This is a genomic window from Micromonospora sp. LOL_023 (genome assembly GCF_048060115.1).
GTDB lineage: Bacteria > Actinomycetota > Actinomycetes > Mycobacteriales > Micromonosporaceae > Micromonospora_E.
In genome coordinates this window covers 1-14,142 of record NZ_JBHMIM010000050.1, presented here as the reverse complement: position 1 = coordinate 14,142, position 14,142 = coordinate 1, and the positions used below count along the sequence as shown (strand labels likewise).

Genomic DNA, 14,142 nt, shown 5'->3' with positions numbered 1-14,142 from the left:
GGTCAGTGCGTCGCTTCCTCGAAGATGTGCTGGCGATGCCACGCCAGATACTTGGTGTGCGGAGGCTGGGCGCCATCCGGTAGCAGCAGCCGCTCGGCCAGCGGTGGCCGCCCGAAGGCCGCTCGGGTCGCTGGGTCCGTCTCGACCGCTGCAGCGAGCGCGGGCTTGACATGGATGCGTAGCCCACCGTTGACGGTCAGCAGCCCCGTGTCGAACGCGACATCGTGCGTCGGACAGGCCGTCAGCCCGTTTCGTGCGTCGAGCCGCTCGGCGTTACTGCAGGCCCGCCACGGCTTGATGTGGCTGGCGACGAGCATCCGCGCCGCTCGCTTCTCGGGCAGCGAGACCGAGAGGCCGCAGAAGACGCACTGATGCCCGTGGTTGCGCAGCACTTCGCTGGCGAACCGATGCTGGCCGACGCGAACGGCAGCCATCAGGAGACGCTCCGTGGTCCGCTCATCCAGGTCGGCCCGGGAAGCGCGCCACACATCCACCGCCGGGCGCACTGCGGCGGCGACGTCCGACTCGTCCAGCTCACGCTGGCCAATCAGAAGCAGGTCGTCATCGTCATCGACCAGGCCGAGAAAGTCGGGCAGGGCAGCCGGGCCAATGCCAACACTGCGAGCGGCGGCAAGCACGAGTCGATAGACAGCGCCGAGCTGACCGGGCTCCGCGAGTAGCTGAGCGGCGACCTGGACCTCATGCTTGGCGCCGTTACGCAAACCGCCATCGAGGTTGGCCATCTTGGCCAGGATGCTCCCGTTCGGCCGGCAGAACAGCCGCGCGATCGTAGGTATGGGTTCGGCTGCGTTGCCAGCAGTGGAGCTTCCGTATCGCCGACGATCGACCACCAGGCCCACGGCGAGGCAGATGAGGGTTTCGACCGGCAGGAAGTCGACCTGCCTCTTCCCGGGAATTGGCTTGCGGTGGGCGATCGATCGCCACTGCTCACGGGCCGATCCGAGCTGGATATCCATGTAATCGCGCAGGTCAGGCATAAGCTCCGACCTCCCTGGTCAGCCGTCGTTGCAGGGTGCCCGGCTACTGGTCGGGCGTCCCGTCGTCGGGTCAGATTCTCCCGCGTTGACGACAATCAGCCAAGCCGCGCGAACTGATTGATCGCTTCAGCTCGCACGGCGGCTGATGCTTCCCGAGGATCTCGGGCTGTAGCCCGGCTGTAGCCAGACAGGCGACACTGACGCCCTCACTTGCGAGAAGCCAGAAGTTCGGCCTTGTGTAGTAGCTCGTCCAGATCACTGTCGGTCATATCCAGTGCGGCTACCGCATGTTGGATGGCAACAATTTGCATCCTGACTAGTTCTGCCACGGGAACGTTCAGCTCAGCCGCCGGATCTAGTGCGGCCCGAATTCCGGCTTCAGCAACACGCGGGTCCACCTGAGCCAAGACTGGATTCGCGGCTCGCATATCGGCGACAAAATGGATCACCTCGCTTTGGTTCCACCTGCTGCCAAATCTACGATTGATGGCGTAGAGAAAGACGGCGGCCAAGAAAGAGGCGAACCGACCACCCCAGCCTTCCCGATCGAGGACCCGCTCGACCCGATCGTTTGCTTCGCAGTCGTCACGCACGAAGGTCCGAATATACTCGACAATCTCTCTCTTGATCATCACCTAATCGGCTCTAGAATCCGACTCGCCAAGAACTGTGTCACCCATCACTCTTGCATAGCGAATTCTGTTGCTTCGGCGAGGATCTCGTCGAGCTCGGCATCGGAGAGGTCACCCTCAGAGAATATCTTGTACATCGTGGCGGCCTGAATTTTTGTGACCATCTCTGGTGTGAGATCGTAATCAATAGCTGGGCTGAGAACCGACCTGATCAATGCTTCCGCACCGATCGGGTCGATGTCTGGGCCGCCATGGCTCAAGTCCTCGCGCAGCGAGGCGACGAAGCGGATGATCTCGCCAGAAGGAGTAGCGTCACTGAACCTGCTATCGACGGCGATAAAGAAGAGGGAGGCCAGGAAGCGCGGGAAACCATCCCAGCCATCGCGGTCCAGTCTGGCTTCGATCTCGTCGTTCAAATCACTGTCCCCTCGAACCAAAGTGCGGATATACCTAGGCAACTCGGGGTGCATAGTCATTGCGAACGCTTCCTTTCTCGGCGCTTCTTTGCATCTTTCCACATCGATCTAGCAGCAACCGCCATTGCACCGGCCGCCATAGCCACAGCGGTGATCGGATTGTCTACTTCGACTCGATCAACGCCATGCGCAGGCTCAACCTTCACCGGATTGGAGCTGGTGGCACCCGGCGGCTCCGGGAGACTCCTGAATACCGCTTTGGCGTGCGTTTCGGCGTTTGCGAAGGCATCTTGGATATCGTCCGCCTTCTGCACTTGCCGTTTCCAAAACGCTCCCTGCCGGCTACGTCGACGATCGGCGTCGGATAGCAACATCTCACCCGAAGGCATTCCCGACGGTTCCTTGAAACCAGCAGCCGGTGCAACTTTCGCGAAGTACGTTTGGTAATGCCGCTGCGCTCGGTCGAGGAGGTTGGCATACCTACCGGCTTTGGCAGCGGCCGTTTGCGCTTCCGACACCGCGCGTCTGATATCCGGATTTGCAGATCCATCGGAAAGCTGGGAATACAACTTGTGCGCTTCTTCGAAGTCAGCCTTGGCCCGCGTCGCTGTTACGGCAGCCTCAGTCAACTGATCTTTTGCACGTTGCATCTGCGCGATGACCTGCTCCATGCCGGCCGACATCAGAGCGCATCCCGATAGGCGTCGGCCAGTTCGACGGCGGCGTTGACCCGGTTCAGCACCCGGTCGACCTCGTCATCAGCGGCTTTGAGGGCCGCTGCTGCCTTCTCAATATCGTCGTCCGTGCTGTCCTGCACCGCCTGACGTGCCAGGGCGGCACCTTGCGCGCCGGTCTCTGCAGCATCTTCGAAACCAGCCTTACCCTGCATCATCAGGATCTTGGCCCGTTCCAGGTCACTCTTGATGTCGTCGACGGTCATGGCAGCCGGGCTCAGCCAAGCAGACCGCTGTAGTTGCGGGTCGCCTCACCGGCACCCTGCACAAGGGATGCCGCGTCCCCGAGGAGCTTTTTACTCTGCTCGCAGCGGCTGATGGCCTCGCCGACCATGGGGTGACCAGTACCTGCGGCAGCGGCACGCAGCCCGGCGATCATCCGGTCAAGAGCCTCTGTCGCCCCGCGGATCTGCTGCACGGTGGCATTGCCGTGCTGACCTGCCTGCGCCAGGCCTGCCTTGACTTCCTGGATGCTGGACAAGTTGCCGCCTCCCGACGTCCCGCTCGGCTCACGCCGCGTCGGTCGAGCCTATCGAAGCCAGTCGTCCTGCTTCCTGCCCTGCTGTCGAGAGTGTCAACAAGCAGTCACTTTGGCTCGGCGACGAAGACGCCCACGCCGGGAAGCGTCTCGGTGATGCCCTTCGTCCGCAAGTTCTGCATCGCACGGTCGATGACAGGTGCGGTCACGTCGTAGTGCTCGATCAGCTCACGCCGGCTGGGCAGCTTCGCGCCAGGCGGGAACTCACCTGCCGCGATACGTTGCTCCAGGTCATCGGCGATCTGCTCATAGCGGTAACGCGGTGGCAAAGCGGTCCCTCCGGTCGGCACTAAAAGTGAACCACCCATGACTCGCCCTTGACTAGCCAACGCAAGCTGTGGCAGCTTGGGATTTGCGTCCCTCCGGTCGGCAAAACCTGGCGGGGATGCACGGGAGTGCCCAAACCGCCACGGGCACTCCGGTCGGGGCGCTCGATGAGTCAGGCCCGTTGGGCGTCCCGGCCCCGAAGGTTTGCCCTGGTCGCCGTACCGCCAAGGAAGGCTGCGGCGATTGGCGGCAGGGGTGGCCCCGCCGGCAACGGCAAGCGGCGGGGCCACCCCATCCACCCGTACACCTGGCACCGGCATATGACCCGCTCCACCACCAGGCGAGGCAGACCACACCAGCAAAGGGGAGGAACCCGTGATGCGAGAACTTTGGCGACGCTGGCGACTGCGCTGGCAACGCCGCAAGATGGCCGCCACCCCGCCACGCGACTGGCCGGGCGGCAGCAGCGTCTACCGGCTACCCGACGGCCGCGCCCGCAACCAGCGACCCGGCGCGTACCGGCCGATCCGGCCCTGGCAGATCCGCGCCCACCACTTCCCCACCATCGCCCGACGCGACCGAGGCCGGGGCCTGGACCCCGCCGCGGTCGCCGCCTTCCTCGACCGCGTCGCCTATGACCTCGGCATCGTCTACGCCGAACTCGACCGCACCACAGAGCAGAACGACCGCATCAAAGACGCACTCCGCCGCTGGCAGACCACCCAGGCCCTCGCCGCCCAGGCCACCATCAACCTGCCCGCCTGGGCCGGCACCGCCACCACCGCCACCCGGTACGCGGGGCAGCCGTGACCCACGACCCGACCCCACACCACACGGTCACCGTCGTCACCTGCCCCCGCTGCAACGGCAACCCCACCACCTGCGCCCGCTGCGACGGAGCCGGCAAACGCCGCGCCCAGTTCGTCCTCACCGTCGCCAACCTCGACACCGCAGCCATCGCCTCCGCCGACATCGTCCCCGGCGCCGTCACCCCCACCCGCACCGACGACGACCGGGCCTGGTGCCTCGACCTGGCACCCGTCATCGCCGACCTCGCCACCCAGGTCGACGCCACCCACCTCCACGACCCCGAACTACCCGACGAACCCATCTACGCCCCCTGGACCGAACTGCCCGCCGGCTGGCAACCCGACCTGCCCGCCCACCAACGCCACGCCCTCGAAGCCGCACCCATCGCCGCCGAAGGCTACGACCCCTGGCGCATCTGGTACGGCCACACCACACCCCCACCACCACCCGACCCCGCCCGCCAACTCGGCGAACTCTGCGACACCGCCGAACTCCTCTGCCTCGACCTCGTCATCGAAGCCCGCCGCAGCCACCCCGACACCGACTTCTTCCACTGGGACATCCGCTACGAACTCCCCGGCAGCCCGATCCCCGCCGGCACCGGCCGCTACGGCAGTTTCACCGAAGCCGCCACCCGGGTCGACGCCACCCGGGCCTGCTTCGAGCTGATCGACCGCAGCCAACACGCCCCCGCCCACTATGTGACCCCACGCCCGACCAACGGCGTCAGCCTCGGCCCACCCCAACTCGACGCCGACCAGCTCGAACGCCGCATCGTCGCCGACTGCACCGCACTGCTCACCGGCCAACCGACCCCCGGCGCCCACGCCATTTGGCGCGACGGCCGCTGGTGGCACACCACCCTGCGCCCCACCGGCGTCAGAACCAGAGACGGGCGCGGCGAACGACTCGCCCGCTCCTGGCAGCCGCCCCCGCCCTCCTGGCAAGGCCCACCCATCCCGCACCTACCCTGCCCCGACTGCACCCACCTGCCCCGCTGGGACGCCTGCGACTGCGACCGCATCGGCGGCTGCCGCACCTGCAGCGGCACCCACCGCATCTACCAGGGTGCGACCGTCACCATCGCCGCCGGCCACCGCCGGGCCCGCCACCTCAACTGGCCACCGTTGAACGACCAGCCCGAAGCCACACCCCAGATCAGCACCCACCCCGGCGGCAAACCGATCCACCAACTCCCATCCGAATACCAACTCACCCACCACCTCACCGACCTCGGCCTCGACCCGAACGAGTTGGCCACCCTCGACGGCCAGCTGATGTTCCTGCGCGACTACGAACTCCTCCACGGCTACGCCACCGTGCACCGAGCCGACAGCGACCCCGTCACCGCGTACCTCGAAGCTGTCGCCAACGGGCACCCCGGCGGCCGGATCCTGCTGCACGCCACCCCACCACAGGTGCCATCTTTGGCCACAGTGGTCACCCTCGCCCACCGGCTCGGCCTCGCCGCCGCCGTCAGCCTCGCCGACTACAGCTGCAACCACGGCAACCCACACCTGGTCCAAGGCCTGCGCTGGGGCGTCTGCTTCGCCCCACCGGGCGTCTCCGGCCACCTCGGCCGCTGGAACCCCGGCGCACACCACCCCAGCCTGCCCAAAGCCGTCGCCCACGCCCTCGAATACCTCCGCAACGCCAGCGACCACGCCACACCCATCGACCCGACGATCCCAGTCCCCGCGCCACACCACCCCAACCCCAAACCCAAACCCGACGGCAACGGCGGCCAGGGCGACGACCCCGAGCCCGCACTCACCACACTCGCCGCCCGCCACCCCGGACTCGCCGTCACCGCCCTCATCACCCCACACCGCTGCGAAATCCACCTCCCCGACGGCCCGAAAGACACCAAAATCATCGCCACCGCCGCCACCCTCACCGAAGCAGTCGCCGCGGTCGGACCTTTCACCTCCCCTGGTTCCTGAGTCGGATTCGCGACCTGGCCGACGTTCGGGGCAGCAGACGACAGCGGCCATCCGGCAGGCTCTGCCGGATGGCCCGCCCCGTCAAGGTGCCCCGCGAGTTGACTGTGGAACCCTTTTCCGGCAGTCGGGCGGTCGCCGCCGGCTTGATCACCAAAAGGATGCTCACCGGCCGGACCTGGTGCCGGCTCCTCCACGACGTCTACATCCACGTTGACTCCTACCGCCCCGACGACCATCGGATGTGGTGCCAGGCGGTCGCCACCCGTCTGCCACCCGGTGCGGCCATCTACGGCCTGAGCGCCGCTTACCTCTGGGGCGTCGACCTGCTGCCGCACCGGGGCAGAGCAGCAGCGCCCGTGCACGTCGCCGTCCCGAGCGTCGCCCGACCCGACCCGCACCCCCGGATCCGGTACGCCAAGCTGGCCCTTCACCCCGAGCTCGACATAACGTCTTTGTTCGGGATGCCGGTTACCAACGGGGTCCGTACCGCCTTCGACCTGGGGAGGATGCTGCCCCGGGCCGACGCGCTCATCACCCTTGACGCGTTCCTGCGCCGCCGGACCTGCACAAAGACCCAACTTTCGGCGTACGTCGACGCCCACCCGGGGCGACGGCAGGTAAAACAACTCCGCGAACTGCTCGACCTCGCCGAGCCGTCGAGTGAGTCGCCGATGGAGAGCCGGCTCCGCCTGCTGCTGCACGACGCCGGCCTGCCCAGGCCCACCCCGCAATACAAGGTTCATGCTTCGGCGACCGGCCCGACCGGCGGAGCGAAGTTCATCGCCAGGGTGGATCTGGCGTACCCGCAGTGGCGCATTGCCATCGAGTACGAAGGCGACCACCACCGCGATCGCGCCACCTTCCGCAAGGATGTGCACCGGTTCAACGCCCTGCACGCCGCCGGCTGGCTGGCGCTGCGCTTCACTGCCGACGACGTACTCCGGCGAAGCGAACAACTCGCCCAAACCGTACGGCAGGCGATCGCCGATCGGGCCGGCTGATCGCATCGAGTGGAGGGCTGGGATACCAAATTTTCGCGGAATTGCGTACCCCAGCCCTCCACTCGCGAATTCTCGACGTGCAGCCGCACAGCCCACGGCGGCGCACCTTCACGCATTGTGTCCAGGTAGTACATTGGCGTGACCGCCGATAGCCAACCTCACAAGGTAGGGATGACGGACCTTGACCGCACCGAGTGAGCCGGACCGCTCAGCACCGCACCGGCGACTTTTGGGGCGACGCCGAGCGCTCACCCCAGTGGCGCTGGTCGCCGCCCTGGTCGCCGGGGCAGTCCCGGCCTGTGCACCGATCGGCAGGAACGAGCCGGCACCTGACCCGAGCGCCTCCTGCGTCGAGGCACCGAAGGAGCCGCTGCCCGGCACTCCTGGCTCCGGCGAGTCCGCCCCGGACGGCGGCGGCCTGCGCGTCACCGAGTCCGGCGTCTCGCTCGTCCCGTCCGGCGCGGGCTCGCTCCACACAGCCAGCGTCGGCGTCATGGTCGAGAATACCAGCGAGTACGCCGCCTACCGCACCCTGATCCGGTTCGAGGTCACCGACGAGAGCGGGGCCGCCGTCACCACCAGCGAGACGCTCGTCCTGGAGATTCCGCTGATCCTGCCCGGCGCTCAGGTCGGCGTCGGCACCGGCAGCTACCTCGACGACGGCAAGACGGTCACCGAAGCCACGCAGGTGACCACCCACTTCGAAGCCACCACCTGGGTAGCTGCCGACGACGCGCCGACCGTCGTCATCGAGACGCAGCACGACAGCATCACGGTTGTCGATGCAGAGAGCAGGAGCGGCTACATCGACTACCAGATGACGTCGCCCTACTGCCAGGGTCTGGTCAGCCGAGGAGTGAGCAGCATCTTCCGGGACAGCTCCGGAAAGATCGTCGGTGGCGCCATCGCTGCCGTCCGAGGCCCGATCTACTGCGCCGCCGGGACCACCGAGCAGACCATCGACGCGACTTACACCATCCCCGACGGCATCGACGAGTCGGCGACGTCGACCTATCCGTACTGCGATTTCAGCATGGAGCCGACCACGCCTAGGCCGACGGTGGTCCCCTTCAACTGATCGAGCCGATGGCCAACTATCCCTGATCGACCCCCCGGAGGATCCTGTGACGCACAGTGCGGGCCATCACGGCGAGGAGCTGGGCGCGGATCTCTACGCCCTCTGGTGCGCGGGCCGCGACAACCTGCCGACCGTGGCCCAGGTCTACTCCCGCGCCGCGAATGCTCTCGACGACGCGACCGTCGGACTCCCAGGGGCGTTCCGGCGGACCGGCGACCTGGCCGGTGCACCGTACGGCCCGGCCTACCAGCCGTGGCTGCTGCTGCGCGACACCATTGCCCAGATCTGCCGGGACACCGCCGACAACATCGAGATGACCGCGGACGCGCTCTGCCTCGCCACGGTCGAGTACGCCCGGACCGACCAGGAGGCAGCCGACGAGTTCGCCCGGCTGTTGCAGGTCAACGGCGAGCCGAAGGTTGACGACGAATGAGTTTCGACGAGCTCATGCAGCACGCGTACGAGATCCAGCAGCAGGCGACGCTGAAGGCGTTCACCCAGCACGGGGTGCGCCCCGCAACCCCGGACGGGCTGCCGCAGCCGGCACCTCGGCACAACGAACTGGAGACCCGGCGGAGCATCGAAGGCCAGTTCGCCGACATCCCGGATCTCTTCCGCGCCTTCGCCGAGATGCCCGATCCGCAGGCATTCGAGCCTCGCAAATCTGATCTCAATCGAGCGGTGGAAGAACTGTCGTCGGGGTGGTTGTCCGACGATCCGTTCAATGACCGGCACTACTCGGCCAATGTTGATCTCGACAAGATGACCGACGCGACGAATCACATCGTGCGGTGGACCGGTCGGGCGGCGATGGAGTTCCGGGGCAACTTCATCGCGCCGTTCCGGTCGATCGTCGCCAACCAGTTCATCGCGACGGTGATCCTGCGCTCCGCGCTGGAAGCGGAGCAGGAGATCTGGGTACGGGCGAGGAACGACATCGACAAGATCGCCCACGACACGCTCGTCGCGTTGGACCGGATGGACGACTGCGGCAAGAACTCCTGGGTGATGACCTTCACCGTGCTCTCCTCGGTCGCGGCGGTCTCCGGGGCTGCGCTCGCCCCGTTCAGCGGCGGGGCCTCGCTCAGCTTGACCGCCGTCGCGGCTGGGTCCCAGGTGGCGGCTGCCGGCGTGCCGGACGACCCGCCCAAGGTGAACTTCCAGGGGGAGACCGCGGTCGACGTCATCGCGTCGATGCGGGACGCCATTGCGCTGCTGCGCGGCTACATCGACGAGCAGGAACGCAAGATCGCCGACGCGCTCACCCACAGCTACCAGGAGATCATGCAGGACCGGGACAGCTTCGTCACCAAGCGGCCGGCGCTCGCCGACGCCACGGCCGCCGACGTGACCGGCCCGCTGTTCATGGGCTACGTGAGATGACGACAACGCACAAGACGACACCAGGGGCGGATCGTGGGACTGCTGGCGCAGCGACTGGACGACATGCACGTGCGGGTGACCGCGCCGGGCGGTGACATCTCCGGCGAGTTGCGGGGCCGGGATCAGGTCCACATCGCCTTCGCCGCCGGCCGCTACCAGTGGCTGTCCGAGCAGTACGTCGAGCAGCAGCTCGCCGCGCTGGGCCGGCTGATCTGGGCGGGCAGGATGAAGGCGTACCACGCGGCCGTCAGTGAGGCGCTGCAGATGCCGGTCGATCGCGACGAGCCGCCGGTCAGCCAACGCGATGTCGACTACTACGCCGCCCGGGACAACCTGGTGGCGCGGGGCCTGTGCGCGGACAACTCCGTACACATCGAGGTCCGGGGGATGCGGGACTGGACGGTGGCCCTCGCGCCGGGCAGCCTGCGCCGGTTCCGGGAGCACGAATTCACCGTACGGGTGCAGGAAGCCGCCGCCGCGCTCATCCGTGACCAGTTCGCGCAGATCCGCAGCCTGAAGGATCAGATCTACGGCTGAGGGTCGAGCCTCGGGTACCAGGCGGCGGCGCTCATGTCGACGCCGTCCCCCTTCAACGGGCAGTCCTCGGCACGTAGCAGGGCGCGGGCCCGCTCCTCGTGGCCGGGCGGCAGCCGGCCGGATGACGACACCACCCGGTGCCAGGGGACACCGCCGCCATGCCTCGCCATGATGGAGCCGACCAGCCGGGCGGAGGCGCGGCCGGAAACCTCAGCCAGCGCGTCGGCGACCGCCCCGTACGACATGACCCGCCCTTCGGGGATGCGTTCGACGAGGGCGAGCACTTCCTCGACGTACTCCTGCGGGGTCACGCAGGCCACGATATGAGATCTCCCCATGGTGACGTCCGGCGAGGCGCGCAGAATGGGCGGGTGCGAGCAGCAGTGACCCAGGCCAAGCGGATCGTCGTCAAGATCGGCTCGTCTTCCCTCACCACGGCGTCCGGCGGGCTCGACGAGCACCGGGTGGACGCCCTGGTCGACGTGCTCGCCAGCTTGACCGCCGAAAAGAAGGAAGTCGTGCTGGTCTCCTCCGGGGCGATCGCGGCCGGGTTGGCGCCGCTCGGGCTGACCCGACGCCCAAATGACCTGGCCACCCAGCAGGCGGCGGCCAGCGTCGGGCAGGGGCTGCTGATCGGCCGGTACGCCGCCAGCCTGGCCCGGCACGGTCTGACCACCGGTCAGGTGCTGCTCACAGTCGACGACGTGACCCGGCGGGCGCACTACCGCAACGCGTACCGGACGCTGCGTAAGCTGCTGGACCTCGGGGCGGTGCCGATTGTCAACGAGAACGACACGGTCGCCACCGACGAGATCCGCTTCGGCGACAACGACCGGCTGGCCGCGCTGGTCGCCGCCCTGGTCCACGCCGATCTGCTGGTGCTGCTCTCCGACGTCGACGCCCTCTACACCGGGGATCCGGCGAAGCCAGCCAGTGAGCGGATCACCGAGGTACGCGACGCCGCAGACCTGGCCGGGGTGGCGATCGGCCGGGCCGGGCGGGCCGGGGTCGGCACCGGCGGCATGGTCACCAAGGTGGAGGCGGCCAGGATCGCCACCGGCTTCGGCATCCCGGTGGTGTTGACTTCTGCCCCGCTCGCTGCCGAAGCGCTGGAAGGCGAAACCGTCGGGACTTTGTTTCATCGGATGGCGCAGCGGCCGACCGCCCGGCTGTTCTGGCTGGCGCACGCCACCGCGCCGCGCGGCCGGCTGCACCTGGACCCCGGCGCGGTACAGGCGATCGTGGCCCGGCGCAAGTCGCTGCTGCCGGCCGGGATCACCGCCGTCGACGGCATGTTCACCGCCGGCGACCCGGTCGACCTGGTCGACACCGCCGGTGCGCCGGTGGCCCGGGGGCTGGTCAACTATGACGCGGTGGAGTTGCCGAGCCTGCTGGGCCGCTCCACCGGTGAGCTGGCCGCCACCCTGGGCCCCGGCTACGAGCGGGAAGTCGTGCACCGCGACGACCTGGTGCTGCTCTGAAAGACCCGACGACACTTGTGACCGACATCAACGGCAGGCGTAACGACAAGCGAGGAGACGACGGCGATGAGTGTGACCGAGCAGGCCCGCCGGGCGCGGGTGGCCGCCGACGAGCTGGCCACCGCGACCCGGGCAGCCAAGGACGCCGGGTTGCTGGCGATGGCCGATGCGCTCGTCACGCGTACCGCTGAGATTGTGGCCGCGAACGCGGCCGACCTGGACGCCGGACGGTCCGGCGGTCTGTCGACGGCGATCCTGGACCGGCTGGCGCTCAATGAACAGCGCATTGAAGACATGGCGCAGGCGTTGCGGGAGATGGCCGGGCTGGCCGACCCGGTCGGCGAGGTGGTCCGCGGCTCGACGCTGCCGAACGGTCTGGAGCTGCGGCAGGTGCGGGTGCCGTTCGGGGTGGTCGGCATCGTCTACGAGGCGCGGCCGAACGTGACCGTCGACGCCGCCGGGATCTGCCTGAAGTCGGGCAACGCGGCGCTGCTGCGTGGCTCGTCGTCGGCGGCGCACTCGAACGCGGTCCTGGTGCAGGTGTTGCGGGACGCGCTGGCCGGCGCGGGGCTGCCGGCCGACGCGGTGCAGCTGCTCGACGCAAGCTCACGGGACTCGGTGAAGGAGCTGATGCGGGCCCGGGGCCTGGTCGACGTGCTGATCCCACGCGGCGGCGCGGACCTGATCCGCACCGTGGTCGAGGAGTCGACGGTGCCGGTGATCGAGACCGGCGTCGGCAACTGCCACGTGTACGTCGATGCCGCAGCTGACCTGGACAAGGCCGTCGCGGTGGCGTTGAACTCGAAGACGCAGCGGTTGTCGACCTGCAACACGGCCGAGTCGCTGCTGGTGCATGTGGACGTGGCGGCGGCGTTCCTGCCGAGGATGCTGGCCGCGTTGCGCGAGGCCGACGTGACGGTGCACGGCACCCCGGAGGTGGCGGCGTTCTCCGCTGAGGTGGTGGCGGCCACCGACGACGACTTCGCCACCGAGTATCTGTCGGCGGACATCTCGGTCGCGGTGGTCGGCTCGCTCGACGCGGCGGTGGCGCACATCAAGCGGTACGGCACCGGGCACACCGAGGCGATCGTCACCGATTCGGTGAGCACGGCCCGCGAGTTCGTGGCCCGGGTCGACGCGGCCGCGGTGATGGTCAACGCGTCGACCCGGTTCACCGACGGCGGCCAGTTCGGCTTCGGCGCCGAGATCGGCATCTCCACGCAGAAGTTGCACGCGCGTGGCCCGATGGGGCTGCCGGAGTTGACGTCCACGAAGTATGTGGTGACCGGCGACGGCCACCTGCGTCAGTGACGGTCGGGTAAGCCCGGCCGACGCGCCGGCTCAGCACCCGGCGTCGGCTGTCAGCGGCAGGCGCGGATCGCGGCCAGGGCGACGTGCACTTCGAAGCTGTCACCCGGGTCGCCGTCCCAGCCGCCGTCGCTGCGTTGGGTGGCGGCCAGCCGGCGGCGGGCGTTGACCTGCAGCCAGTCCTCGTCGGCGAGGCCGGCGCGGCGCAGCGCGGCGGCGAGCTGCGCGACGTCACCCGGGGCCATCGTGGTCAGCCGATCGTCGAGCACGCCCTGCATCCGGGCCGACTCATAGAACATCGCCTGCCGGTAGAGGGTGGCGGCGGCCAGCCAGCCGGCCAGCAGGTACGACGGCCAGGTGCCGTCTGGGCGCATCTGGGCGGCGAGGTAGCGGGCGGCGGCCTGCGCGGCGTCCCGGTGACCCTGATCACCGGCACCGATACCGGCGGACCCGGCCCCGGCGGTGTCCGCGTCGGCGTCGGCGACGCTGAGCCAGTAGCCGGCGTTGGCGGTCAGGTAGTAGGTGGCCTCCGGGTCGCCGGGGCGGGCCCATTCGGGCGCTTCGGCGGCGAGGCTCTCGTCCTCTTCCCAGCTGCCGTCCGGGCGTTGCCGGCTGGCCAGCCAGTCGAGTGCCTTGCGGGCCGGTGGCCGCCCCAGCGCACCGAGGTCGTCGAGCTCGGCCAGCCGGAAGCAGGTGGCGTCGACCGAGGCGACCTCGCCGGCCCAGAAGGCCGGCCAGCCGCCGTCGGGGGCCTGGCCGATCTCGGCGCTGGCGAGCACGTCTGGTTGCGGCGGTGCGCCGGTACGCAGCCACGACAGCCGAGCCCGGTCGACGGTGTCCCCATGTGCCACGACGAAGCCGATGGCACCATCCATATCCACCACGGACGGAAGGCTACCGCCGGGTCCGGGATCCCGCCTCAGCAAGTCAGGCAAGGTCAACTAGCCTCGGTCTTGCATTAAGTGTTGATCATGGATGCCTGACGGCTTGTTGATCTTGATTCGTCGGTCGATCGG

17 protein-coding genes and 1 pseudogene are annotated in these 14,142 nt (G+C 68.3%); 9 read left to right on the top strand and 9 right to left on the bottom strand.

The window, feature by feature from the left end:
- Nucleotides 1-2: 2 nt before the first annotated feature.
- The 7 genes from ACFHVL_RS23750 to ACFHVL_RS23720 form a co-directional block, all read right to left on the bottom strand.
- Complete coding sequence (locus ACFHVL_RS23750; protein WP_416630642.1) at nt 3-998, bottom strand: HNH endonuclease; 996 nt, start codon at nt 996-998, stop codon at nt 3-5.
- Between the two features lie 206 nt (nt 999-1,204).
- Nucleotides 1,205-1,633, bottom strand: coding sequence for a hypothetical protein (locus tag ACFHVL_RS23745; RefSeq protein ID WP_416630641.1), 429 nt, complete (start codon nt 1,631-1,633; stop codon nt 1,205-1,207).
- A gap of 44 nt (nt 1,634-1,677) precedes the next feature.
- The gene (locus ACFHVL_RS23740; protein ID WP_416630640.1) at nt 1,678-2,046 is read right to left on the bottom strand and encodes a hypothetical protein; all 369 of its coding nucleotides are present in this window, start codon (nt 2,044-2,046) and stop codon (nt 1,678-1,680) included.
- A 56-nt stretch (nt 2,047-2,102) separates the two neighbouring features.
- Nucleotides 2,103-2,729, bottom strand: coding sequence for a hypothetical protein (locus tag ACFHVL_RS23735; protein WP_416630639.1), 627 nt, complete (start codon nt 2,727-2,729; stop codon nt 2,103-2,105).
- Nucleotides 2,729-2,986 carry a hypothetical protein gene (locus ACFHVL_RS23730; RefSeq protein ID WP_416630638.1) on the bottom strand — a complete coding sequence of 86 codons (258 nt, stop codon included), beginning with the start codon at nt 2,984-2,986 and terminating at the stop codon, nt 2,729-2,731. Before ACFHVL_RS23730 ends, ACFHVL_RS23735 begins: the two co-directional genes overlap by 1 nt.
- An 11-nt stretch (nt 2,987-2,997) precedes the next feature.
- Entirely contained in the window at nt 2,998-3,261 is a 264-nt protein-coding gene (locus ACFHVL_RS23725) for a hypothetical protein (protein WP_416630637.1), read from the bottom strand.
- 104 nt (nt 3,262-3,365) lie between these two features.
- Nucleotides 3,366-3,626: a winged helix-turn-helix domain-containing protein gene (locus tag ACFHVL_RS23720; protein ID WP_416630636.1), complete on the bottom strand. Its 261-nt coding sequence runs from the start codon at nt 3,624-3,626 to the stop codon at nt 3,366-3,368.
- 337 nt (nt 3,627-3,963) lie between these two features.
- Between ACFHVL_RS23720 and ACFHVL_RS23715 the strand changes: the two genes are divergently transcribed.
- The 7 genes from ACFHVL_RS23715 (at nt 3,964) to ACFHVL_RS23685 (ending at nt 10,337) form a co-directional block, all read left to right on the top strand.
- On the top strand, nt 3,964-4,395 hold the full coding sequence (locus ACFHVL_RS23715; RefSeq protein ID WP_416630667.1) for a DivIVA domain-containing protein: 432 nt from the start codon (nt 3,964-3,966) through the stop codon (nt 4,393-4,395).
- Entirely contained in the window at nt 4,392-6,338 is a 1,947-nt protein-coding gene (locus tag ACFHVL_RS23710; protein ID WP_416630635.1) for a hypothetical protein, read from the top strand. Before ACFHVL_RS23715 ends, ACFHVL_RS23710 begins: the two co-directional genes overlap by 4 nt.
- A 68-nt stretch (nt 6,339-6,406) precedes the next feature.
- On the top strand, nt 6,407-7,339 hold the full coding sequence (locus tag ACFHVL_RS23705; RefSeq protein WP_416630634.1) for a DUF559 domain-containing protein: 933 nt from the start codon (nt 6,407-6,409) through the stop codon (nt 7,337-7,339).
- 181 nt (nt 7,340-7,520) lie between these two features.
- Complete coding sequence (locus ACFHVL_RS23700) at nt 7,521-8,417, top strand: hypothetical protein (RefSeq protein WP_416630633.1); 897 nt, start codon at nt 7,521-7,523, stop codon at nt 8,415-8,417.
- A 46-nt stretch (nt 8,418-8,463) separates the two neighbouring features.
- A complete protein-coding gene (locus tag ACFHVL_RS23695) occupies nt 8,464-8,850 on the top strand; it encodes a hypothetical protein (protein WP_416630632.1) in 387 nt (128 codons plus the stop codon).
- Nucleotides 8,847-9,800: a hypothetical protein gene (locus ACFHVL_RS23690; RefSeq protein WP_416630631.1), complete on the top strand. Its 954-nt coding sequence runs from the start codon at nt 8,847-8,849 to the stop codon at nt 9,798-9,800. Before ACFHVL_RS23695 ends, ACFHVL_RS23690 begins: the two co-directional genes overlap by 4 nt.
- 33 nt (nt 9,801-9,833) lie before the next feature.
- Complete coding sequence (locus tag ACFHVL_RS23685) at nt 9,834-10,337, top strand: hypothetical protein (RefSeq protein WP_416630630.1); 504 nt, start codon at nt 9,834-9,836, stop codon at nt 10,335-10,337.
- Here the strand turns inward: ACFHVL_RS23685 and ACFHVL_RS23680 are convergent.
- A complete protein-coding gene (locus tag ACFHVL_RS23680) occupies nt 10,328-10,648 on the bottom strand; it encodes an MGMT family protein (protein ID WP_416630629.1) in 321 nt (106 codons plus the stop codon). The genes ACFHVL_RS23685 and ACFHVL_RS23680 overlap by 10 nt on opposite strands.
- A gap of 60 nt (nt 10,649-10,708) precedes the next feature.
- Between ACFHVL_RS23680 and proB the strand changes: the two genes are divergently transcribed.
- Together proB and ACFHVL_RS23670 are read left to right on the top strand one after the other, a co-directional pair.
- Nucleotides 10,709-11,818, top strand: a complete 1,110-nt coding sequence (gene proB / locus ACFHVL_RS23675; RefSeq protein WP_416630628.1) for a glutamate 5-kinase — start codon at nt 10,709-10,711, stop codon at nt 11,816-11,818.
- Nucleotides 11,819-11,869: 51 nt separating this feature from the next.
- Nucleotides 11,870-13,129: pseudogene (locus tag ACFHVL_RS23670) on the top strand (glutamate-5-semialdehyde dehydrogenase); the annotation flags it as partial.
- Nucleotides 13,130-13,179: 50 nt separating this feature from the next.
- Here ACFHVL_RS23670 and ACFHVL_RS23665 read toward each other — a convergent pair.
- Nucleotides 13,180-14,001 carry a prenyltransferase/squalene oxidase repeat-containing protein gene (locus tag ACFHVL_RS23665; protein WP_416630666.1) on the bottom strand — a complete coding sequence of 274 codons (822 nt, stop codon included), beginning with the start codon at nt 13,999-14,001 and terminating at the stop codon, nt 13,180-13,182.
- Nucleotides 14,002-14,142: the final 141 nt, after the last annotated feature.